The following is a 21,301-nucleotide window of genomic DNA, read 5'->3' on the forward strand; positions in this document are numbered from 1 at the left end:
CCGGGCCCGGGCCCCCCCCCCCGGGGGGTTTCCCCCCCGGGGGGGGCCCGGCCCGGGGGTCTGGAAGTCCGAGCGTTCCTCTCGCCCGGTCAGGCGACGATCAGGGAGATCCCGTACGCGACGGCCGCCACGCAGAGCGCGAAGCAGGTGTACGCGCCCGCGCGGGCCAGCGCCACGGAGCCGGTCGCGCCCCGCGCGCTCGCCGACTCCTGCTTGGCGAGGCCCACGATGCCGAGGGTGAACAGGCCCACGAGGGCGACGGTGGCCACGAGGCTGACTCCGAAGACGGAACCGAGTGCTGCCCAGTCGATGTTCATGCGGTTTCTCTTCCTTACACCGTGGCGGTTCTTACACCGTGGCGGTTCGCGCGGGCTCGCCCGCGGGGTCCGTGGGGCCCGGGGCCGGGATGGTGGTCGACAATTCCTGCGCGGCACCGGCCGTGGGCGGCGGGGTGACGGCCGCCATGGCGGTGGTGACGACGCCCGCGGGCTCGGCCCCGACGCCGTCGGCTACCGCCTCGTTCTCGTTCTCGTTCACGTTGGTGTGGTCGACCGGGCGACGGCGCGAGGCGAGCCAGATCGCCCCGGAGATCGCGACGAGCAGGACGGCGACGACCGCGATGCCCCACGTGCCCTGGCCCGTCAGGAACTCGGCCCCGGCGGCGACCAGGCCCGCGGCGGGCAGGGTCAGCCCCCAGGCGATGAACATCCGGGTGGCCGTCGACCAGCGCACCACACCGCCCTTGCGGCCGAGGCCCGCGCCCATCACGGCGCCGGAGCACGACTGGGTGGTGGAGAGCGAGAAGCCCAGGTGCGAGGAGGCCAGGATGACGGTCGCGGCACTGGTCTGGGCGGCGAAGCCCTGCTGCGGACGGAGATCGGTGAGGCCGGTGCCCATGGTGCGGATGATGCGCCAGCCGCCGAGATACGTACCGAGCGCGATCGCCACTCCGGCGGAGACGATGACCCACATCGGGGGGTTGGAGCCGGGGGCGAGGACGCCGCCGGTGACCAGCGCGAGGGTGATGACGCCCATGGTCTTCTGCGCGTCGTTGGTGCCGTGGGCGAGGGAGACGAGCCCGGCGGAGGCGATCTGCCCGGCGCGGTAGCCCTTGGCGGTCGCCTTGTCGTCCGTCCCGCGGCCGATGCGGAACGTCAGCCGTGTCGCGAGCAGCGCCGCGAGACCGGCGACGACCGGCGCGGCGAGCGCGGGGATCAGCACCTTGGTGATGACGACGCCGCCGTTGACCCCGGAGGTGCCGACCGACATCAGGGTGGCGCCGATCAGGCCGCCGAAGAGTGCGTGGGAGGAGCTCGACGGAAGACCGAGCAGCCAGGTGAAGAGATTCCACAGGATCGCGCCGACGAGCGCCGCGAAGATCACTTCCGTTCTGATGCCCTGTTCATTGATGAGTCCGCCGGAGATCGTCTTGGCGACCTCCACGGACAGGAACGCGCCGACGAGATTCAGGACGGCGGACATGCCCACCGCGACCTTGGGCTTGAGGGCCCCGGTCGAGATGGTCGTCGCCATCGCGTTCGCGGTGTCGTGGAAGCCGTTCGTGAAATCGAACACGAGAGCCGTCACGATCACGATCGCGAGCAGCAGCGTGATGTGTTCCATTGACCCAGGACCCAGGCAATCTTTTGACGTCAGTGGCCTCGGTGAACGTAGGGAGTCCGAGTGAACGGAAGATGAACTGGGCTCGTCTTTGCGGTGTCCCCATGTGTGGAGAAATCGCCCGCCCGTTCTGACGGAGCGCCCTGCGCCCCGCCGTATCCGCCTGACAGGATTCTCTTATGACTGATCAGCAGAGCCGGGACGCGATAGCCGGGGCCTGGCGTGAACTCATCACCACCGCCCGGAGAACAGCAGATGAAGGGCTTGTCGTCGGCACATCCGGCAATGTGTCGGTGCGGATCGGCGACCTGATCCTCGTCACGCCGAGCGGAGTTCCGTATGACCAGCTCACTTCCGAGGACACCGTCGGCGTCGATCCGGACGGCCGACAGGTCCTCGGAGAATTCACCCCTACGAGCGAGCTGCCGCTGCACCTCGCGGTGTACCGGAACACCTCCGCGACCGCCCTGGTCCACACCCACGCGGTGCACGCCACCGCCGTCTCCACCCTCGTCCCCGAACTGCCCCTGATCCACTACATGGCGGCGGCACACGGCGGCGCGGTCCGGGTCGCGCCCTACGCGCTGTACGGCTCGGACGAACTGGCCGCCCATATGCTCCACGCCCTGCGCGACCGGAACGCCTGTCTGCTCCAGAACCACGGCACGGTCGCCTACGGCGACAGCCTCGCCCAGGCCTACGACCGCACGGCCCAGCTGGAGTGGATGTGCCGGCTCTGGCTCACCGCGAGCTCGCTGCCCGGCCGTACCCCCACGCTGCTGACCGAGGCCCAGCTCGACGAGGTCGGACAGCGGCTGAAGGGGTACGGGCAACGACGCTGACCAGCGCTTTCGGCGGGGCGTTCGGCAAGGACCCGGCACTCCGACGGACGCCGCCGGCTGGCCGGGCCCGGCAGGGGTGACCACACTGGGAACGTGCGCCCCGCCAAAGCGACGGCAGCGGCCGTCTCGACACTGATCGGCGTCGGCGCGGCCGCGTTCGCGGTCGGCCGGTACGCCGGCGACGCCGCGCTCAAGACGCCCCCGGGCCGTCCGCTGCCGGGCGACCCCCGGCTCACCGTGCACGCCACGGCCGCCGGACAGATCACGCTGACCCGCTGTCTCGCCTCCCTGCGCCCCGGTACGTACGGGATCGAGGGCCCCGGCGTCCACGCCGTCGTCGGGCCCGTTCTCGACGATGTGGAACACGCCGCGGACACCGTGGTGCGCCGACTGGAGCGCGTCAGTCACGGCTCGCTCGTCCCCGGCGCCCGCGTACGCCTCACCCCGCAGGTCCACAGCGGCGATCCCACCTCCGCGCTCGGCCTCGACCACAAGGACGTGACGATCCCGGGCGAACTCGGCCCTCTGCCCGCCTGGTTCGTGCCCGGAGTGCGCGACACCTGGGTGATCACCGCACATGGCCTCGGCACCACCCGCGAGCACCCCATGAACATCATGGAGTTCCTGGCGGAACAGGAACTTCCGGTACTCGACCTCGCCTACCGCGGCGATCCCGGGGCACCCCGCTCCCCGGACGGCCTCGGCCACCTCGGCGAGTCCGAATGGCGCGACCTCGACGCGGCGATCCGCTACGCGGTGCGGTACGGCGCCGAGCGCGTGGTGCTGCACGGCTGGTCCACCGGCGCCTCGATGGCCCTGGGCGCGGCGGCCGGCTCCGCGCTCCGCGCCCGGATCGCCGGGCTGGTGCTCGACTCGCCGGTGCTGGACTCGGAGGCCACCCTGCGGGCGCTGGCCACCGCCCGCCGTGTCCCCGCGCCACTGCTGCCCCTCGCGGTCCGGTCGGCCCAGGACAGGGCCGGTCTCGACGGCGACCGGCTGCGCCGGGCCGCCGACCCCGGCAACCTGAACATCCCGACGCTGATCTTCCACGGCCCCGACGACACCCTCGCGTCCTGGAACCCCTCCCGCGAACTCGCCACCCACCGCTCCGGTCTGATCAGCCTGCACGCCGTCGCGCACGCTCCGCACGGCGCCATGTGGAACGCGGATCCGACCGGCTACGAAGAGGCGCTTCGCCGCTTCCTCACCCCCCTGATGTAGCGCCTGGCACGGCGTGCGCCGCAGGGGTGCCTTACAGGTGTCTGACGGATGTGTCCGGCATGCGCCGCCGCGGTGGAATCCGGTCCGGCGCCCGGCGCTCCGCTTCGCTTCCTTCGCGCACCTTGCGGCCCGTCGCGTCCACCCGTCACGGAGCGCCGCACCATCCGTCCCGTACCGTGCCAACAGGCATCTTCCTTCCCTTGTGTGCCCTGCGGCACCCCCGGGTAAAAGGCCCCTTCCGCCCTTCCCGTACCGCCAGAACAGGTTCCGTTTGGGCTTTCGGGCGGTCACCGGGAAGACTGCCCCCGTGACGTCCCGAAAGCCTGATGAGCAATTGGCGCGCAACTCCAGACTCCGACTCGTCCGCCCGCGGCCGTTGACCACGGCCCGACGGGCTGTGACCGACGGGCGCAGCCGGCCCGCACCCCGGCCGCCCGAGGGCACTCCGCCCCCGGCGGAGCTGGCCCGTCAGGCGAGAGCGGTCCTCGCCGACGCGGTACGGGTCGCCCGCTGGGCGGCCGGCGACCGGGACCCCGGCGCGGGTCCGCTCGACGCGGCGACAGCGGAACGGGCCGCCACCGCACTGGAGTTGACGCCCGAGCGGGTACGCGCGGGCTGGGACCGCGCCCGGCTGGCCGGACTCGTCGAGCTGCACGGCACCGCCGTACGGCCCGGCTGGCGGCTCCAGGCCTGGGACCGCGACGACAGCGCCGTCCAGCGCGGCTGGGTGGCCCTCTTCGACGCCTGGTCGCTCGTGCACCCGGCCCCCGAGGATGTCGCCGCCTCCACGGTCGCCGAGGTCGTCGAGGCCGTCCCCCAGGTGCTCTCCCTCCTCCAGCTCTCCGCCGGGCCCGTGCTCGTACCGTCCCTGCTCGATCTCCTCCAGCAGCGGGTCGCCGAGCTCCACGAGGAGCGCTGCGAGGTGCCCTACGGCCCGCAGCCCGCCCCCGTCGAGCCCCCGGCGCCCGAGCCGCCCGCCGGCGACCTCCTGCCCCCGCTCCTCGACTGGGCCCTGGAAGGGCTCGCCGCCGTGGGCGCGCTGACCCTGGGCAAGGGCCAGGCCACCCTCACCCCGCTCGGCAACTGGGCGGTCTGGGTCAAGCTGGAGCAGATCTGCGTCGCCGCCCAGAGCCCCGCGGGCAATATCGAGCAGTCCGCCCAGCACATGCTGCGCGGCTGCGCCCGGCTCACCCCCGGCCCCGCCCGCGCCGAATACCGCGCCTGGCTCGCCGCCCGCACCGTCGGCAGCGCGGTCACCGAACTGCTCGCCGTCGCCCGGGGAGAGGACGCGCTGCTGCGCGGGCTCGCCTTCGAGGCGCTGCGCGTCGTCGGCGCCCCCGCCGAGGGTGAGGTACGGGCCGCGGCGACGGACTCCTCGCTGCGCCCCTACGCCCTGCTCTGGCTGGCGGAGTACGAGGGCGCCGACCCGGAGGACGCCGCCGAGGTCCTTACCCGGGAGGAGTCCACCTGGCTCTGGGTCGACACCGCGGCGGCCGTCGCCGACCACGGCGAGAGCGATCTGCTGGTCCGTCACCTGGACTCCGCCGTGCAGGGCAATGTGCCCACGCTGCTCGACGAGATCCGGGCCGTCGGCCACCCCCGAACCGTCCAGGTGCTGGTCGCCCTCGCCGCCGCGCATCCGGATCCCGCCTTCGCCAAGGCGGTCCGCCGGGCGGCCTTCCAGGTGCACACCGGAGGAGCCTGACCCGGCCGGTCGCGCGCCGGGCCACGGAGGCAGGGACCGGTCCCGCCGGCCCTGCCCCGGCCGCCCGGGACCGGGGTCCGCCGCGCCTCAGCCTCAGCCGCCCGCGCCCGGCGCGTACGTCCCGAAGCTCCATATGTTTCCCTCGGCATCGCGGGCCATGTAGTCCCGCGAGCCGTAGTCCTGGTCCGTGGGCGCCATCAGGATCTCGACGCCGTGCTCCACCGCCCGCGCGTGGTGCGCGTCGACGTCCTCGACGACCACATAGACGCCCGCCGGGCCCGCGTCGCCCATCGCCCTGGCGAAGACGCCCGCCCGGCCCTTCGAGCCCAGCATCACCACGCCGCCGCCGGAGGCCAGCTCGGCGTGCAGCACCTCGCCGTCCGCGCCCTCGTACACCCTCAGCTCGGTGAACCCGAAGGCATCCGTCAGCGTCCTGATGGCCGCCTTCGCGTCCTTGTACAGGATGGTCGGGCAGATGCTCGGTGCTTCCGTGCTCGGTACTCCGGTACTCGGTACTCCGGTCATGCGGCTCACCCCTTCGCGGGCTCGAATGTGACACGGATCTCAGTCTCGCACCGGCCACTGACAATCGGCCGTCGAGCCCGCAGGCCCCGCCCGGCCCGCATCCGAGGCCGAACGGGGGATGTGCCCGGGCGCGCCCGCCGTGTCGCGGAGCGCCCCCGCCCCGCCCGCGCGGCCCGTGACTACGCTCGCGCCTGATCGCGACCAGTGGCCCACCAGTGGTACCGAGGGAGAACAGTGACGGCTCTGCCGACGACCACGGCGCCGGACCTGCTGCCGGGCGCCAGAGAGAGCGGCGGTCCCCACGACGACGCCGATTCCCCGCTCGCCGATTCCGCGCCCGCCGACTCCCCGCTCGCCGATTCCGCGCCCGCCGACTCCTCGTACGGCGATCAACCGCACGACGGCCTCCCGCCCGGCGGTTCCCGGCGCCACGGCCCCCGGTCCGGCGGGCAGGGCCGTTCCCGGTACAGCCAACGACGCCGCACCCGCCTCCTCCTCGCGGGCCTCTCCGCCGTACTGGCCGTCCCGCTGGTGACCGCCGCCCACCAGTCGAGGCACCTCCCCTTCGACGACCGCCTCACCGTGCACACCACCGCGGCTCCCGGACCCCCCTCCGCCCAGGAACCCGTCCTGCGCACCTCCGGCCCCCGCGTCGAGGCGCGCGACCCGCGCTCGGGCACGCTCCGCTGGGTCCATGAACGCACCGGCAGCCGCCCGCTCGCCCTCGCCGCGGGGCCCGGCCACGCCTTCGCCCTCTGGAGCGACGGCCTGGTCACCGACACCGAGCGCGTCACCGGCTCCGCCGTCCGCTGGCACCGCGCCCTGCCCGGTCTCGCCGACTGGCTGGCCGCGGGATCCGGTCGCGCGGCCGGGGTCCTCCAGCCCCTCACACCCGGGGCGCGCATGCTCGCCGTCGTCACCCCGCAGCGCATCGCCACCTTCCGGGCGGACGACGGCGACCTGCGCTGGGTGCTGCCCGCCGCCCGCGGCTGCGCCTTCGAGCCGGGACGGTACGTCCGTACGGCCGGGATCCTGCTGGTCGCCCAGCCCTGCCCCGGACACACGAACTGGACCGCCGAGCTCATGGCGGTCGACGACCTCGGCCGGATCGTGCCGGGCCGCACCCCGCTCGGCAACGATCGCCCGAACGTTCCCCGGAACGATCCCCCCAGCGGCGTCTCGAACTAAGGGCTGGGACGATCCGCCGGGGGACCGGCCAGAGAAAGCAGTTGCGCGGCCCAGTTAGACTGGCTCGTATGGCATTTCTCCTTGTGCATTAGCCGGCGTCGAAGAATCTCCTCCGCCTGCCCTCTTCCGCCGTCCATACCGCCCTGGAGTCTTTCCGTGATCACCGCAACCGGCGTAGAGCTGCGCGCCGGCGCCCGTGTCCTCATCGAGTCCGCCTCATTCCGTATCGCCAAGGGCGACCGCATCGGCCTGGTCGGCCGCAACGGAGCCGGCAAGACCACGCTCACCAAGTGCCTCGCGGGCGAGGGCGTCCCCGCCGCGGGCACCATCACCCGCTCCGGCGAGGTGGGTTATCTGCCGCAGGACCCGCGCACCGGCGATCTCGACGTCCTCGCCCGGGACCGCATCCTCTCCGCGCGTGAACTCGACTCCGTACTGAAGAAGATGCGCGAGAACGAGGACCGGATGGCGAACGGTCAGGGCGCCACCCGCGAGAAGGCGATGAGGAAGTACGAGCGCCTGGAGACGGAGTTCCTCACCAAGGGCGGATACGCCGCCGAGGCCGAGGCCGCCACCATCGCCGCCGCGCTCGGGCTGCCCGACCGGGTGCTCGGCCAGCCCCTCCATACGCTCTCCGGCGGTCAGCGCCGCCGCGTCGAGCTGGCGCGCATCCTCTTCTCGGACGCCGACACCCTGCTGCTCGACGAGCCCACGAACCACCTCGACGCGGACTCGATCGTCTGGCTGCGCGACTACCTCAAGACGTACCGCGGCGGCTTCATCGTCATCTCCCACGATGTCGAACTGGTCGAGACCGTCGTCAACAAGGTCTTCTACCTGGACGCCAACCGCTCGCACATCGACGTCTACAACATGGGCTGGAAGCTCTACCAGCAGCAGCGCGAGGCCGACGAGAAGCGCCGCAAGCGCGAGCGCGCCAACGCGGAGAAGAAGGCCTCCGCCCTGAACTCCCAGGCCGACAAGATGCGCGCCAAGGCCACCAAGACCGTCGCCGCGCAGAACATGGCCCGCCGCGCCGAGCGGCTGCTGTCCGGTCTTGAGGAGGTGCGCCAGTCCGACAAGGTCGCCAAGCTGCGTTTTCCCGAGCCCGCCCCCTGTGGCAAGACCCCGCTGACCGCCGAGGGACTGTCGAAGTCGTACGGCTCCCTGGAGATCTTCACCGATGTCGATCTCGCCATCGACAAGGGCTCCCGGGTCGTCATCCTCGGCCTCAACGGCGCGGGCAAGACGACGCTCCTGCGACTGCTGGCCGGGGTCGAGAAGCCGGACACCGGACAGGTGACCCCCGGTCACGGCCTCAAGCTCGGCTACTACGCGCAGGAGCACGAGACCCTGGACCCGGACCGCTCCGTCCTGGAGAACATGCGTTCCTCGGCTCCCGACCTCGACCTCGTCCAGGTCCGCAAGACGCTGGGCTCGTTCCTCTTCTCCGGGGACGATGTCGACAAGCCGGCCGGGGTGCTCTCCGGTGGCGAGAAGACCCGGCTGGCGCTGGCCACCCTGGTCGTCTCCTCCGCGAATGTGCTGCTGCTCGACGAGCCGACGAACAACCTGGACCCGGCCAGCCGTGAGGAGATCCTTGGCGCGCTCCGCACGTACAAGGGAGCGGTCATCCTGGTCACCCACGACGAGGGCGCGGTGCACGCGCTGGAACCGGAGCGGATCATTCTGCTGCCCGACGGGGTCGAGGACCTTTGGGGAGCGGACTACGCGGATCTGGTCGCACTCGCCTGAGTACCCGCCCGACTACCCGCCTGAGGACCCGCCCGAGCACTCCGTGAGCGGGGTGCCGGGGACCGGTGATGAGCTGTCGCTACATGATCCACGCGCGTGATCGACTCCATATGGATCATTTCGGCTCAGTGGTGATCCCTCATCTGTGTGAGTGCGTCTCGTACCACGGCGTGGTGCGCGGCGGAACGGGCCGATCGCACCATGATCCGCGTCCTCTCCGATGAGAAGGCCCTGACCTGGCACTTCGCCGGGAGCTTTGGGTAAAGGCGGCGGTGATCGCGTAGGGAATGCGCGATTCCGGTCGTGTTTCACCCCTGGAGCCGGGTAAAGCTTGTCGTGCGGACCTTGCCGAATGGGTGGCCAGGAAGCCCGCGAGGGGTGATCATGAGAAGTCCAGAGCGCACTTCCCATGAGGAGGCACGGGTGGCCGAGACTCTGAAGAAGGGCAGCCGGGTAACCGGCGCCGCGCGCGACAAGCTCGCGGCAGACCTGAAGAAGAAATACGACAACGGTGCGAGCATTCGGGCGCTGGCCGAGGAAACCGGCCGCTCCTACGGATTCGTCCACCGGATGCTCAGCGAGTCCGGAGTCACGCTGCGGGGACGCGGCGGAGCGACGCGAGGCAAGAAGGCCGCATCGGCCTGACGACCGAGCGCGACTCCTCCTGGCCACCGGTTCGGATGGTGGCCACCCGGGTCGATCGGACGATCGCCCAGGTGGTTACTGTGCAGTCACTTAGCTCGTTTTCCAAGACTGCCCGAACCGGAGGCGCCCCATGACTTCGCTCGAACCAGTACTCGACAAGGACGGCGTACGGCTCACCATCGAGGACGCGGTTGCCACGGTCACACTGGACAATCCGGCGAAGCGCAACGCTCAGTCTCCCGCTCTGTGGCGGGCGTTGACGGAAGCCGGAAGGTCACTGCCGGGCAGCGTGCGGGTCGTTGTGCTGCGGGGCGAAGGGAAGTCCTTCTCCGCGGGGCTCGACCGGCAGGCGTTCACCCCCGAGGGGTTCGACGGCGAGCCGTCCTTCCTGGATCTCGCGCGGGAATGCGACCAGGACCTCGACGCGGCGATCGCCGCGTACCAGGACGGGTTCGTCTGGCTGCGCCGCCCCGACATCGTGTCGATCGCGGCCGTTCAGGGACATGCGATCGGGGCCGGCTTTCAGCTGGCTCTCGCCTGTGACCTGCGAGTCGTCGCGTCCGACGTGCAGTTCGCCATGCGCGAGACGAGCCTCGGCCTGGTCCCCGACCTCACCGGCACCCATCCGCTCGTCGGACTGGTCGGCTACGCCCGCGCGTTGGAGATCTGCGCCACGGGCCGCTTCGTACAGGCCGAGGAAGCGGAGCGTACGGGGCTCGCCAATCTCGTCGTGCCCGCGGACGAACTCGACGCGGCGGTAGGCGATCTGGCGGGCGCGCTGCTGGCCGCGCCTCGGGACGCGGTGATCGAGACCAAGGCGCTCCTCCAGGGCGCGGCGGGTCGTACCTTCGAGACCCAGCGCGCCGCCGAGCGCGCCGCGCAGGCACGCCGGCTGCGCGATCTGGCGGGCCTGGAGGAGTAAGAGGCCGCGCCTCCAAGTCCGAAAGGGCGTCGTCGATGTCGCCGTCCTACGGTTTCGGCACGGTGCCGCCTCAGCCGTCCTGACCCACCGCCGTGACCAGGACCGCCACCGAAGGCGCACCCGGCAGCTCCGCCGTGAGCTTCGCCCGTACCGCCCGCGCCACCACCAGCGGGCGGTGCCCGGCCGCCGTCGCCAGTTCCACCCGGACATGTCCCGGAGTCGTGACCACCGCGTCGCCCAGCGTTCTGGTCGGATGCGCGACGCCCGGCACCGCTGCCGCCAGCAATTCCGGCTCACCTTGCGGGGCGGCGGCCCGTACGTCGGCGGGCCGTTCCCCGTTCGGCCCAGCGGGCGCCTCGGTCCCGGCCGGTCGTTCCTCCGCGGCGTCTCCGGACGGACCGAGCAGGGCCGTCACCCGCAGATCGACCTCCTCGACCCGTAGCCCAAGACGCTCAGTCGCGCAGGTGAACAGCACCGCGCGCAGTCGCTCCGCCACGGCGGGCAGCGGCTCATCGGGACCCGCCGCGAACTCCCCGTCGATCCTCAGCGGACCGGGCGGCAGCGCGCTGGGCGGCGGCGGCACGGCGGGTCGGCCGGCCCGGTCCGGATCGGCCAGGGAAAGCCGCAGCCGGCCGAGCGCGGCACCCGCCACCTCCGCCGCGGCCCGGCGCAGTTCGTCCGTCGCCGCGCGTTCCGACAGCCAGGCGCCGTCCCGCGCCGCGCCCAGCGGAAGCAGCCTGCCCAGGCCGAGCCGTTGCCGTACCGCGGCCGTCCATCCGCCGGTGCCGAGTCCATCGGAGCTGTGCGCAGTCGTCATTCCTCCAGCCTGCCGCATCCACGGGGCGGGACGGGGCAAGCGCACCTAGTGTGGGGAACGGAGTCCACCACCGCCCGGGAAGGAACGAATGGCGATGTCAGACACCGCACCCCGTAACCAGTCCGCGCCGTCGGGCAGGAAGCCGTCGCCCGACGAAGGGGGAAGCAGCCCCGTCACCAAACGCGGCGGCGGGCCCCCCGCCTCCCGCGGCCGTACCACCATCGCCGACGGCGTGGTGGAGAAGATCGCCGGCCTCGCGGCCCGCGACGTCCTCGGTGTGCACGCCTTGGGCAGCGGGATGTCCCGTACCTTCGGCGCCGTGCGCGACCGGGTCCCCGGCAGCGCCAAGTCCGTCAGCCGGGGCGTGAAGGCCGAGGTCGGAGAGGTACAGACGGCGCTCGACCTGGAGATCGTCGTCGACTACGGCGTCTCGATCACCGAAGTCGCCGCCGCCGTACGGGAGAACGTCATCTCGGCGGTCGAGCGGATGACGGGACTGGAGGTCGTCGAGGTCAACATCGCGGTCATCGACGTCAAGTTGCCCGACGAGGAAGACGACGAAGAGCCGGACACCCGGCTCCAGTAACGTCCGTACGCGCGTCCCGCACCGTACGCGACCGGCAGTGGAGTGGATGAGGAGCGGCACATGAGCATGGCGGTGGTCGGCCTGTTGGCCGGTATGGCGCTCGGATTCGCCGGGTACTTCGGCGGCTTCGGAGCCTTTGTGCTGGTGGCCGCGCTGGGTTTGATCGGGTTCGTGGCCGGGCGCTTCCTGGACGGCGATCTCGAACCCGGCGATCTCTTCCGCAGTCGCGACCGCGACGACCGGCGGCGGTGACGCGCGTGGCCGTTGAACGGGTGGCGGCCGGCGAGCGCGGGGCGACCACGATCGCCGACCGGGTCGTCGCGAAGATCGCCGCACAGGCGGCCAGGGAGGCGCTGGACCGCGTACCGGAAGGCGGCTCCGCGCCGCACGCCACCGTCACGGTGCGCCACGACAGCGCGCGCGTACGGATCGGTGTGGAGCTGGAGTATCCGACCGACATCGGCCGGCAGTGCGGCGCCGTACGTCTCCGCGTCGCCCAGCGGGTGAAGGCGTTGGCGGACATGGACGTGCCGGAGGTGGTGGTACGGGTGGAGCGGCTGCACCCCGACCCGGCACGGCTCGCGGCGCGGGGGAGGCTCCAATGAGCGGACCCGCGCCCGAGGGGCGAGCCGGGGGTACGGAGCGGGGCGGCGGAGTGGGGGAACGGGACCCGCGGGACCCCACCACACCGTACGAGCCCAGGCCCACGCTGTCGGACGACGGCAACGGCGAACGGGCCGGGCGCTTCTGGTCCACGCGCCGCGTCCCCGCGGCGCTGGCCGCGCTGGTCGTACTCGGCGCGTCGGGACTGCTGCTGTACGACATCGCGGCGGTACGGGCGGGCCGTCAGGCGATGTACTGGCGCCGTGAGCTCGCCGTCCAACTGGCCCGGCAGCCGCTCGACGAGCCCTGGGTGCTGGTCGCGGCGGGCGTCGCGATGGCGCTCGGACTGTGGCTCCTCGCGCTCGCCCTCACCCCCGGCCTGCGCGGACTGCTGCCCATGCGGCGCCAATCCCCGCTGGTACGGGCCGGCATCGACCGCGACGCCGCCGCGCTGACGCTGCGCGACCGGGCCATGGAGGTCTCGGGCGTGCGGTCCGCGCGGGTACGGATGAGCCGTTCGAAGGTGAAGGTGCGGGCCCTCTCCCACTTCCGCGAACTCGGAGACGTACGGGACGACTTGGACAGGGTGCTCAGCGCCGGCATCCGCGAACTGGGCCTCGACCGGGCGCCCGCGCTGAGGATGCGTGTCCGCAGGCCCGTCAAGAAGAGGTGAGGTGACGGGATGATCCGGGTCGTCAACCGCGTACTGCTGGCTCTGCTCGGGCTGGCGCTGCTCTGCGCGGGCGGCGCGGTGCTGGCGCGCGGACTGGACTGGGCCGTGCCGTCCTGGTGGCCCTACAGCGGGCAGCGCGATGTGCTGCTGAGCCGTGCCGCCCGCGAGCGCTGGCGCGATCAGGGCTGGTGGTGGCCGGTCGTCATCGCTGTCCTGGCGGTGCTGGTCGTGCTGGCCCTGTGGTGGTTCTTCGCCCAGCTGCGCCGGGCCCGGATGGCGGAGATACTGGTCGACAGCGGCGACGGCGAGGGCGCGTTGCTACGCGCGCGGGCGCTGGAGAGCGCGGTGGAGGACGACGCGGAGTCCCTGGACGGCGTGGCCCGCGCCCGCGTACGCCTCACGGGCCGCCGCACCGCCCCTGCCGCCCGCGTACGCCTCCTCCTGGAGCCCCACGCGGCACCGGGCGAGACGCTGAACCTGCTGACGGCGGAGGCGCTGGAGCATGCGCGGAGGTCGGCGGGGCTGGGGGAGCTGCGGGCGGAGGTGCGGTTGCGGGCGGTGAGGCATGGGGCGGAGAGGGTGAGCTGACCGCGTACGGCTTGGCCCGCCGCGCGGGGCGTTTCCCCACCCCGCCCCTTCCCGAAACCGGGGCTCCGCCCCCGGGCCCCGGGGTGCTTGCGGCCGGGGTTCCGCTTCGGGCGGGGTGCTGGCCTGCGGCCGAGGTGTGCCGTTCTGCTGTGCGGGGCGTTCCCCTACCCCGCCCCTTCCCGAAACCGGGGCTCCGCCCCGGGCCTCCGTACCGGGCCCCCGTACCGGGCCCCGGGGTGCTTGCGGCCGGTGCTCCGGCTCTCCGCCGGCGGCCTCGGGGCTGCGCCCACGGGGCCGGGCCCGCGTCGGGCTCGCCCGGCGACGGCGGTCGTACCGGGCTGCCACGGCAACGCCGGGCAGCGGGTCCGGGGCGCAGCCCCGGTTTCGGGAAGGGGCGGGGTGGGGAAACGCCCCGCGCAGCGGTCGACACCCCCCCGGCCGCCGCCCTAGAAACCCCGCCGCACCCCGCCATCCACCGGCACCATCACCCCCGTCAGATACGACGCGGCCGGCGACAGCAAGAACGCCGCGGTCATCCCGAACTCCTCCGGCCTCCCGTACCGCCGCAGCGGAATCCGGGACTCGTTCGCCGCCCGCGCCGCCTCCGCGTCGCCCGACAGCGCGTCGAGTTCACGCACCCGGTCCGTGTCGATACGGGACGGCAGCAGGCCAAGTACCCGGATCCCGCGCGGGCCGACCTCGTTCGCGAGGGACTTCGCGAAGCCGGCCAGGCCCGGCCGCAGGCCGTTGGAGATGGTGAGGCCCTGGACCGGCTCGTGGACCGACGAGGAGAGCACGAGCCCGATCACACCGCCCTCGCCCAGCTCGGCCGCCGCCTCGCGGGCGATTCGTACCGCGCCCAGGAAGACGGACTCGAACGCGGTCTGCCACTGCTCGTCCGTGTTGTCCGCGGTGAACCCCGGCGCCGGGCCGCCGACACTGATCAGGACGCCGTCGAAGCGGCCGAACCGCTCCTTGGCCGTGGCGATCAGACGTGCCGCCACCGCCGGATCGGCGTTGTCGGCGGCCAGCCCGTACGCGCCGGGGCCGATCTCCGCGGCCGCCTCGGCGACGCGCACCTCGTCGCGGCCCGAGATGACGACCTTCGCCCCGTCCGCGGCCAGCGCTTCCGCCGCCGCGCGGCCCAGCCCCCGCGATCCACCGGTGACAACGTATACGCGGTCCTTCAGTCCAAGATCCATGGTCCTATCCTGCCGTGTCGACCCCGGTGAGGGTCAACGCGGTGACCACCAGCCCGATATGGCTGAACGCCTGCGGATAGTTGCCGAGTTGCCGCCGCGCCACCGGGTCGTACTCCTCCGCCAGCAGCCCGACGTCGTTGCGCAGTGCGAGCAGCCGCTCGAACAGCTCCCTCGCCTCCTCCGTACGCCCCGTCATGTGGAGCGCGTCGGCCAGCCAGAACGAGCAGACCAGGAACGTTCCCTCACCGCCGGGCAGCCCGTCCACCGAGGGCCCCGTCGTGCTGTAGCGCCGCAGGAAACCCCCGTGCCCCAGCTCGGCCCGTACCGCGTCGACCGTGCCGATGACCCGTGGATCGTCCGGCGGCAGAAAGCCGACCCGGGGGATCAGCAGCGTCGCCGCGTCCAGCTCGGCGGAGCCGAACGACTGCGTGAAGGTGTTGCGCTCCGGGTCGTAACCCCGTTCGCACACCTCCCGGTGCACCTCGTCCCGCATCGCGCGCCAGCGCCCGACGTCCCCCCTGAGCGCCGGATTGTCCTCCAGCGTCTTCACGGCACGGTCGGCGGCGACCCACGCCATCACCTTGGAGTGCACGAAGTGCTGGCGCGGCCCGCGCACCTCCCACAGGCCCTCGTCCGGCTCGCGCCACTTCGACTCCAGGAAGCCCAGCAGGCTGAGCTGGATGTTCCAGGCGTGCGGCTGCGCGGGGAGACCCGCCGTCCGTGCCACATTGAGCGAGTCCATCACCTCGCCGTACACATCGAGCTGGAGCTGGTCGACCGCGTTGTTGCCGGTACGGACCGGCGCCGAGCCCGCGTACCCCCGCAGCCACGGCAGTTCGGTCTCCGGCAGCCGGCGCTCGCCGCCGAGTCCGTACATGATCTGGAGATCGGCCGGATCGCCCGCGACCGCGCGCAGCAGCCAGTCGCGCCAGGCCGCCGCCTCCTCCAGATAGCCGGCCGACAGCAGCGCCTGCAGCACCAGCGTGGAGTCACGCAGCCAGCAGTAGCGGTAGTCCCAGTTCCGTACGCCGCCCGGATCCTCCGGCAGGGAGGTGGTGGGTGCGGCGACGATCCCGCCGGTCGGGCCGTACGTGAGCGCCTTGAGCGTGATGAGCGAGCGCATGACGGCCGCGCGGTGCGGACCCTGGTAGCGGCAGCGCTCCGCCCAGCTCTTCCAGTCCTCCAGACTGCGCGCCAGCGCCCTGTGCGGATCGACGCGTCGCGGGCGCGGCTTGTGCGAGGGGTGCCAGGTGAGGACGAAGGCCACCTTCTCGCCCGCGCCGATGGTGAACGACGACCGCGTGCTGTAGTGCTGACCCCAGGTCTTGACCGGGGGCTCACTGCGCAGCCAGACGGAGTCCGGGCCCGCGACCGCCACCCGGTGGTCCCCCGCCCGCCGCATCCAGGGCACCACCGAGCCGAAGTCGAAGCGCAGCCGCATCGTGGCACTCATGTCGACCGAACCGCTGACGCCCTCCACGATCCGCATGATCTCGGGGGCCCTGTCGCGCTGCGGCATGAAGTCGATGACCTTGACGGTGCCGGTACGGGTCTCCCACACGGATTCCAGCACCAGCGAGTCACCCACGTAGGCGCGCCGCGTGCACTCGCGCCCGTCGGTGGGGGCGAGCCGCCAGTGGCCGTTCTCCTCGCCCCCGAGCAGCGCGGCGAAGCAGGCCGCCGAGTCGAAGCGAGGAAGGCACAGCCAGTCGATGGAGCCGTTCCGGCCGACCAGGGCGGCGGTCTGGAGATCGCCGATAAGTGCGTAGTCCTCGATGCGTTGGGTCACGCCAGGGCTGTTCCCGTACGGCGCGGGCGTTAAGCAGTGGTGTCAGACGGCCGCGGGTTCCTGCGCGGATTCCGCGTCGGCGGCGTTCTGCTCGGCCTTCGCCGCCGCGCGGTCGCGGAGCTCACGGCGTACGAGAACCACCCAGCCGACGGGCACGGCGGCGACGAACAGCCACCACTGGACCGCGTACGCCATATGGGGGCCGATCGAGCTGTCGTCGGGGCTCGGGATCTGCTCGGGACTGCCACCGGCCGGTACGGGCGAGATCTGCTCGACATAGCCGCCGAGGACGGTACGGCCCAGCTCTTCCCGCTGCTGCGCGCTGTTGATCAGCATGACCTGGCGGGGCGGCAGATCCCGCAGATCCTTGATACCGCTGGCCGCCGACGTCTCGTCCGCCTTCAGCCGGCCGGTGATGGTGACCTCGCCCTTGGGCGCCGCCGGGATGCTGGGGAAGGACCGCTGGTCGTCGCCGAAGGGGATCCAGCCGCGGTTCACGATGAGCGCGCGGCCGTCCTTCAGGACGAGGGGGGTCAGAACGTGGAAGCCGACCCGGTCGTCGATGGAGGTCCTACGGCGTACGACAACCTCGTGCGCGGTGTCGAACGTGCCGGTGGCGGTGACACGGCGCCAGTAGTCGGCGCGCGGGACGGTGTGCCCGGGGGACGTCAGATCCGTGACCGGGACGGGCTTCGCCGAGAGGTTGCCCGAGATCAGGGAGTTCTGGGCGACCTTGTTCTCATGGCGGTGGTACTGCCAGAAACCCAGCTCGATCATCGCGGGGATGAGGGCGAGGGCGAGGAGGGTGAGGATCACCCACTGCCGGGACAACAGGAAGCGGTACACGCCTTCGACGGTACCCGGCGGGTCCCGGCGGATCTGACGGGGGGTGGCGGGACGTGACGGGGACGGTCCTGGGAGACGTGACGGGGAAGGTCCTGGGAGAGGGAGCCGCGCTCGGGCCGGGGGTGGTACGCGAGCGGCCCCCCGGCGCGTCCCGCGCCCATCACCCGTCCGCGGGGGTGGCGGCGCGGACGGAGGTGGACGCCGGGACGGACGGAAGGGACTGGACGGACGGAACGGACGGGGCGGGGGACGCGGGTGCCGGTACGGACGCACCGGGCGCCGGGGCCACGTCCCGCAGCAGCTGGGTGAACGCGGCCTCGTCGATGACCGGCGTTCCGTACGACGCCGCTTTGACCGTCTTGGACGTCGAGGATCCCGGGTCGTTGGTCACCAGCAGGCTGGTCAGCCGGGACAGGCTCGTCGCGACATGCAGCCCCGCCTCCACGGCCCGGTCCTCCAGCAGCTCGCGGTCGACGGAGGTGTCGCCGGAGAACGCCACCCGCATCCCCTGCACCAGCCGCTCGCCCGGCACATACTTGCCCGGGTTCGGATACGGGCACGCGGGCCGCTTGCGCGAGGGCCGCCAGCTCGTCTGCCGGTACGAGGACTGATAGCCGACCCGGGGCAGCGCCGGGGCGTCCGACCACTCCGTGAGCGGCCGGCACTCCAGCAGCGGCAGCCGTACGCCGTCCCTGGCCGCGGCGTGCAGACTCGGGCGGAACGCCTCGGCCAGCACCCGCGCGTCGTCGAGCGCGTGGTGCGCGCGCCGCTGTACGACGCCGAAGTGCGCGGCGAGCGATTCCAGCTTGTGGTTGGGCAGCGGCAGGCCCAACTCCTTGGAGAGCGCGATGGTGCACAGCCGCTGCCGGGTGGGCGCGGTCCGCTCCGCGCGCGCGTACTCCCTGGCGATCATCGACCAGTCGAAGATCGCGTTGTGCGCGACGAGCACCCGCCCGTCGAGCCGCGCGGCCAGCTCACCGGCGACCTCGGGAAAGAGCGGGGCGCCCTCCAGGACGTCGCTCGTCAGCCCATGGATCCACACGGGCCCCGGGTCGCGCTCCGGATTGACGAGCGTGTACCAGTGGTCCTCGACATTGCCCCGGGCGTCCAGGCGATAGACGGCAGCGGACACTATCCGGTCGTCGCGGGCGAGTCCGGTGGTCTCGACGTCGACGACCGCGTACCCCTCGGGGTAGGCGGTCGGCCATGTCGCTGTAGTCGTATGGTCGTCGAGCATGGTCACAAAGAATACGGGCCGCGACTGACAGTCCGGCAGCCCGGTCGGCCGGGACCGGCCGATGCCGGGTTCCGAGCCATCGTTCCGTCAAGCCCCTTACGGTGGTGGGGGAACGGCGGTATCGGGGGCGGTGCCGGGGCCGACGGCGGTCTCTGCTATGCCGACCGGACGGCGGGGTTTCCATCGCGGACGGCCGCATTCTCCGCACAGAGTCGTACGGCGCACGAACGCGGGCCGCCCCGGAGGACGGCCCGCGTTTGGTACGGCTATTGGTGCTCAGGGCACCCAGTGGCGCCCAGGTGCTTACTTGCGCACCGCCGCCAGGGCGTCGACAAGACCCGCCCCGTAGAAGCTGTTGTAGCCCTTGCCGCCCTCGCAGACGGCGTCGGCCTCTCCGTCACCGTCGATGTCGTACGGCGCCGGGCAGGCGGTGTCATCGGCCTGGACCGACAGGAGCGCCTTGATCGCCGACGGCGAGGCGTGCGGGTGGGTCGACTTCAGCAGCGCCGCGACGCCCGCGACATGCGGGGAGGCCATCGACGTACCGGCCATGTAGCCGTAGTTGCCGCCCGGCAGCGGGCCGAGGATCAGACCGCTGACCGCCGGCGGGGCCGGGGTCTGGTAGCGCGTGGAGTCGCCGCCCGGGGCCGCGATGTCGACAACACCGAGACCGTAGTTGGAGAACGAGGACTTCAGACCCTTGGCGCCGGTGGACGAGACGGTCACCACACCCGGCAGCTGGGTGGGGATGTCGAGGCACTCGGACGGGTCGATGACCCGGTCGCCCGGAGTGGTGTCGTTCGGGCTGGACGGGTCGGTGATCGAGTCGGACGCGAGGTCGTAGTTCTCGTTGCCCGCCGCGGCGACGTTGACCGCGCCCTTCTTCTCCGCGTACCGCGTGGCCCGCGAGACCGCCTCGACCAGAGCCTTCTGGTCGGGGTCGTTCTTGCAGTTGAAGTACCACGGGTCGGTGTAATAGCTGTTGTTCGTCACATCGACGCCGTGCTCGGCGGCCCATACGAAGCCGCAGACGACGGCCTCGGTGTAGAAGAAGCCGGCCGGCGTGGACACCTTTATGCCGGAGACCTTCACGCCCGGCGCGACACCGGTGACGCCGACACCGTTCTTGGCCGCGGCTATCTCACCGGCGACATGCGTGCCGTGCGGGCTCTCGCCCGTGCCCGGCCGCCAGGCGCCCTCGGTCGTGTCCGGCTTGCCGCCGACACAGTTGACCGAGGCCGCGCGGTCGAAGTTCGGCGCGATGTCCGGGTGGGTGTCGTCGACACCCGTGTCGATGACGGCGACCGTGACGTTCCTGCTGCCGAGCGTCTTCTCGTGCGCCTTGTCCGCCTTGATGGCGGGCAGGTCCCACTGCAACGGCTCCAGCGGGTCCTGGTCGGCGGCCTTGTTCGCCTTCGCCTTCGCCGTGGCGGCGGCGACCTCCTCGGCGGACAGCACCTGCGGGGCGCCGATGTCCGTCGTGGACTGCGCGGCCATCGGCGCGGTGCGGGTGGAACCGGCCGAGTCGACGCCCCTGACCTTGCGGACGGTCCTCGCGAACCCGGGGTTCTGCGAGGTGACGACTATGACGCCTATCTGGTCGTAGGAGGTCACTATCGTGCCGCCCGCCTCGCCGATCGCCTTCTTGATCGACGCGACGGTGGAACGTCCACCGCGGGTGTTGACGACGTACGACAGCTTCGGGCCGTCCGTCGCGACCGCGGGGACGCTGCCCGCCGCCGTCGCGGCCGTGGCCGTACCGGTCGGCAGGAAGCCGAGCGAGACGGTGAGCGCCAGACCTGCGGGCAGAGCGAGCGCGCGCCGCCGTCTGGATCCCAGATGAGCCATGGGTTCTCCACATCATCCGTGAAAGAACCGTCCCCGCGCAGGCGTGCGCGTGGACGGGTACATGACCAGTGAAGTTATCGCTGATCATCCCCGGTCATCAATCACTTCCCGAATCATTTTTGGAAGAAACTGGAAGAAAAAGGCCGGTGTTGAACCGCGTCGCCACGCCTTCCGTGCCGTTGTCAGGGGGACCAGCACATCCGCACCCCCTGTGAGGTTTTCCCTGATGACCCACCCCACCGCACCCGCGTCACGAGGAGATTCCGTGGCTTCCGATGCACCGCCGCCCGCGGGCGGTACGGACACCAGCCCCGCCCAGTCAACGCCGGACCGGTCCACGACGGCGCAGCCCACGACTGCGCAGCCCACGACGGCCCAGTTCGTCGAGGTGCAGGAGAGCGCGGAATTCGGCGAACTGCGCCGTACGTACCGCTCCTTCGCCTTCCCGCTGACCGTCGCGTTCATCGCCTGGTACCTGCTGTACGTCCTGCTGTCCAACTACGCGGGCGGCTTCATGGGCACCAAGGTCTTCGGCAACATCAACGTGGCCCTGATCCTCGGCCTCGCGCAGTTCGTCACCACGTTCCTCATCGCCTGGCTCTACGCGCGGCACGCGTCGCGCCGGCTCGACCCGAAGGCGGACGTCATCAAGTCCCGGATGGAGGCGGACGCGTGAGCCAGTCGCTGTC

General features: G+C 71.9%; 22 protein-coding genes. 13 read left to right on the forward strand and 9 right to left on the reverse strand.

Annotation, left to right across the window (positions count from 1 at the left end; all coding sequences use genetic code 11):
* Positions 1-89 precede the first annotated feature (89 nt).
* Both ACFRMN_RS28675 and ACFRMN_RS28680 read right to left on the reverse strand, forming a co-directional pair.
* Positions 90-317, reverse strand: a complete 228-nt coding sequence (locus ACFRMN_RS28675; protein WP_383024551.1) for a hypothetical protein — start codon at positions 315-317, stop codon at positions 90-92.
* Positions 318-348: 31 nt separating this feature from the next.
* Positions 349-1,623, reverse strand: coding sequence for an anion permease (locus tag ACFRMN_RS28680; RefSeq protein ID WP_383024553.1), 1,275 nt, complete (start codon positions 1,621-1,623; stop codon positions 349-351).
* A gap of 176 nt (positions 1,624-1,799) precedes the next feature.
* On the opposite strand from ACFRMN_RS28680, the gene ACFRMN_RS28685 reads away from it, so the two are divergent.
* The 3 genes from ACFRMN_RS28685 (at position 1,800) to ACFRMN_RS28695 (ending at position 5,388) form a co-directional block, all read left to right on the forward strand.
* The gene (locus ACFRMN_RS28685) at positions 1,800-2,462 is read left to right on the forward strand and encodes a class II aldolase/adducin family protein (RefSeq protein WP_383024557.1); all 663 of its coding nucleotides are present in this window, start codon (positions 1,800-1,802) and stop codon (positions 2,460-2,462) included.
* Between the two features lie 93 nt (positions 2,463-2,555).
* Complete coding sequence (locus ACFRMN_RS28690) at positions 2,556-3,683, forward strand: alpha/beta hydrolase (protein ID WP_383024559.1); 1,128 nt, start codon at positions 2,556-2,558, stop codon at positions 3,681-3,683.
* A 307-nt stretch (positions 3,684-3,990) separates the two neighbouring features.
* A complete protein-coding gene (locus tag ACFRMN_RS28695) occupies positions 3,991-5,388 on the forward strand; it encodes a hypothetical protein (protein WP_383024562.1) in 1,398 nt (465 codons plus the stop codon).
* A gap of 93 nt (positions 5,389-5,481) precedes the next feature.
* Here the strand turns inward: ACFRMN_RS28695 and ACFRMN_RS28700 are convergent, their stop codons facing one another.
* Positions 5,482-5,913, reverse strand: a complete 432-nt coding sequence (locus tag ACFRMN_RS28700; RefSeq protein WP_383024565.1) for a VOC family protein — start codon at positions 5,911-5,913, stop codon at positions 5,482-5,484.
* 234 nt (positions 5,914-6,147) lie between these two features.
* Between ACFRMN_RS28700 and ACFRMN_RS28705 the strand changes: the two genes are divergently transcribed.
* The 4 genes from ACFRMN_RS28705 (at position 6,148) to ACFRMN_RS28720 (ending at position 10,423) form a co-directional block, all read left to right on the forward strand.
* Positions 6,148-7,101, forward strand: coding sequence for a hypothetical protein (locus tag ACFRMN_RS28705; protein WP_383024568.1), 954 nt, complete (start codon positions 6,148-6,150; stop codon positions 7,099-7,101).
* A 156-nt stretch (positions 7,102-7,257) separates the two neighbouring features.
* Entirely contained in the window at positions 7,258-8,856 is a 1,599-nt protein-coding gene (locus ACFRMN_RS28710; protein ID WP_383024571.1) for an ABC-F family ATP-binding cassette domain-containing protein, read from the forward strand.
* Positions 8,857-9,279: 423 nt separating this feature from the next.
* Positions 9,280-9,501, forward strand: a complete 222-nt coding sequence (locus ACFRMN_RS28715; protein ID WP_030753304.1) for a helix-turn-helix domain-containing protein — start codon at positions 9,280-9,282, stop codon at positions 9,499-9,501.
* A gap of 130 nt (positions 9,502-9,631) precedes the next feature.
* Positions 9,632-10,423: an enoyl-CoA hydratase/isomerase family protein gene (locus ACFRMN_RS28720; RefSeq protein ID WP_383024574.1), complete on the forward strand. Its 792-nt coding sequence runs from the start codon at positions 9,632-9,634 to the stop codon at positions 10,421-10,423.
* A gap of 70 nt (positions 10,424-10,493) precedes the next feature.
* Here the strand turns inward: ACFRMN_RS28720 and ACFRMN_RS28725 are convergent, their stop codons facing one another.
* Positions 10,494-11,240, reverse strand: coding sequence for a hypothetical protein (locus ACFRMN_RS28725; RefSeq protein ID WP_383024577.1), 747 nt, complete (start codon positions 11,238-11,240; stop codon positions 10,494-10,496).
* Between the two features lie 94 nt (positions 11,241-11,334).
* Here ACFRMN_RS28725 and ACFRMN_RS28730 point away from each other — a divergent pair, with 94 nt between their 5' ends.
* Genes ACFRMN_RS28730 through amaP form a run of 5 tightly spaced genes read left to right on the forward strand, consistent with a single transcriptional unit; the run spans position 11,335 to position 13,690 of the window.
* The gene (locus ACFRMN_RS28730) at positions 11,335-11,826 is read left to right on the forward strand and encodes an Asp23/Gls24 family envelope stress response protein (RefSeq protein WP_383024580.1); all 492 of its coding nucleotides are present in this window, start codon (positions 11,335-11,337) and stop codon (positions 11,824-11,826) included.
* Between the two features lie 60 nt (positions 11,827-11,886).
* A complete protein-coding gene (locus ACFRMN_RS28735; RefSeq protein WP_383024583.1) occupies positions 11,887-12,078 on the forward strand; it encodes a hypothetical protein in 192 nt (63 codons plus the stop codon).
* Complete coding sequence (locus tag ACFRMN_RS28740; RefSeq protein ID WP_383024585.1) at positions 12,075-12,431, forward strand: hypothetical protein; 357 nt, start codon at positions 12,075-12,077, stop codon at positions 12,429-12,431. Before ACFRMN_RS28735 ends, ACFRMN_RS28740 begins: the two co-directional genes overlap by 4 nt.
* Positions 12,428-13,102, forward strand: a complete 675-nt coding sequence (locus tag ACFRMN_RS28745) for a DUF6286 domain-containing protein (RefSeq protein WP_383024587.1) — start codon at positions 12,428-12,430, stop codon at positions 13,100-13,102. The genes ACFRMN_RS28740 and ACFRMN_RS28745 overlap by 4 nt, the downstream gene beginning before the upstream one ends.
* A gap of 9 nt (positions 13,103-13,111) precedes the next feature.
* Positions 13,112-13,690: an alkaline shock response membrane anchor protein AmaP gene (gene amaP / locus ACFRMN_RS28750; protein WP_383024590.1), complete on the forward strand. Its 579-nt coding sequence runs from the start codon at positions 13,112-13,114 to the stop codon at positions 13,688-13,690.
* 446 nt (positions 13,691-14,136) lie between these two features.
* Here amaP and ACFRMN_RS28755 read toward each other — a convergent pair whose 3' ends face one another.
* The 5 genes from ACFRMN_RS28755 to ACFRMN_RS28775 all read right to left on the reverse strand — a co-directional run bounded on the left by ACFRMN_RS28755 (position 14,137) and on the right by ACFRMN_RS28775 (position 20,612).
* Positions 14,137-14,892, reverse strand: a complete 756-nt coding sequence (locus ACFRMN_RS28755; RefSeq protein WP_383024593.1) for an SDR family oxidoreductase — start codon at positions 14,890-14,892, stop codon at positions 14,137-14,139.
* A 4-nt stretch (positions 14,893-14,896) separates the two neighbouring features.
* Positions 14,897-16,681: a glycoside hydrolase family 15 protein gene (locus tag ACFRMN_RS28760; protein ID WP_383024595.1), complete on the reverse strand. Its 1,785-nt coding sequence runs from the start codon at positions 16,679-16,681 to the stop codon at positions 14,897-14,899.
* Between the two features lie 42 nt (positions 16,682-16,723).
* The gene (locus ACFRMN_RS28765; RefSeq protein WP_383024597.1) at positions 16,724-17,527 is read right to left on the reverse strand and encodes an SURF1 family protein; all 804 of its coding nucleotides are present in this window, start codon (positions 17,525-17,527) and stop codon (positions 16,724-16,726) included.
* 160 nt (positions 17,528-17,687) lie between these two features.
* Positions 17,688-18,770, reverse strand: coding sequence for a DEDDh family exonuclease (locus ACFRMN_RS28770; protein ID WP_383024600.1), 1,083 nt, complete (start codon positions 18,768-18,770; stop codon positions 17,688-17,690).
* Positions 18,771-19,067: 297 nt separating this feature from the next.
* Positions 19,068-20,612 carry a S8 family serine peptidase gene (locus ACFRMN_RS28775; RefSeq protein WP_383024602.1) on the reverse strand — a complete coding sequence of 515 codons (1,545 nt, stop codon included), beginning with the start codon at positions 20,610-20,612 and terminating at the stop codon, positions 19,068-19,070.
* A gap of 265 nt (positions 20,613-20,877) precedes the next feature.
* On the opposite strand from ACFRMN_RS28775, the gene ACFRMN_RS28780 reads away from it, so the two are divergent.
* Complete coding sequence (locus ACFRMN_RS28780) at positions 20,878-21,288, forward strand: DUF485 domain-containing protein (RefSeq protein ID WP_383024604.1); 411 nt, start codon at positions 20,878-20,880, stop codon at positions 21,286-21,288.
* The last annotated feature ends 13 nt before the right edge of the window (positions 21,289-21,301 follow it).

The organism is Streptomyces sp. NPDC056835, assembly GCF_042789485.1.
Lineage (GTDB): Bacteria > Actinomycetota > Actinomycetes > Streptomycetales > Streptomycetaceae > Streptomyces.

Coding starts and splice junctions, on each gene's coding strand:
- ACFRMN_RS28725 (WP_383024577.1), bottom strand. CDS start 11,240: ATGACGACTGCGCACAGCTCCGATGGACTCGGCACCGGCGGATGGACG.
- ACFRMN_RS28685 (WP_383024557.1), top strand. CDS start 1,800: ATGACTGATCAGCAGAGCCGGGACGCGATAGCCGGGGCCTGGCGTGAA.
- ACFRMN_RS28745 (WP_383024587.1), top strand. CDS start 12,428: ATGAGCGGACCCGCGCCCGAGGGGCGAGCCGGGGGTACGGAGCGGGGC.
- ACFRMN_RS28735 (WP_383024583.1), top strand. CDS start 11,887: ATGAGCATGGCGGTGGTCGGCCTGTTGGCCGGTATGGCGCTCGGATTC.
- ACFRMN_RS28675 (WP_383024551.1), bottom strand. CDS start 317: ATGAACATCGACTGGGCAGCACTCGGTTCCGTCTTCGGAGTCAGCCTC.
- ACFRMN_RS28680 (WP_383024553.1), bottom strand. CDS start 1,623: ATGGAACACATCACGCTGCTGCTCGCGATCGTGATCGTGACGGCTCTC.
- amaP (WP_383024590.1), top strand. CDS start 13,112: ATGATCCGGGTCGTCAACCGCGTACTGCTGGCTCTGCTCGGGCTGGCG.
- ACFRMN_RS28720 (WP_383024574.1), top strand. CDS start 9,632: ATGACTTCGCTCGAACCAGTACTCGACAAGGACGGCGTACGGCTCACC.
- ACFRMN_RS28700 (WP_383024565.1), bottom strand. CDS start 5,913: ATGACCGGAGTACCGAGTACCGGAGTACCGAGCACGGAAGCACCGAGC.
- ACFRMN_RS28775 (WP_383024602.1), bottom strand. CDS start 20,612: ATGGCTCATCTGGGATCCAGACGGCGGCGCGCGCTCGCTCTGCCCGCA.
- ACFRMN_RS28730 (WP_383024580.1), top strand. CDS start 11,335: ATGTCAGACACCGCACCCCGTAACCAGTCCGCGCCGTCGGGCAGGAAG.
- ACFRMN_RS28755 (WP_383024593.1), bottom strand. CDS start 14,892: ATGGATCTTGGACTGAAGGACCGCGTATACGTTGTCACCGGTGGATCG.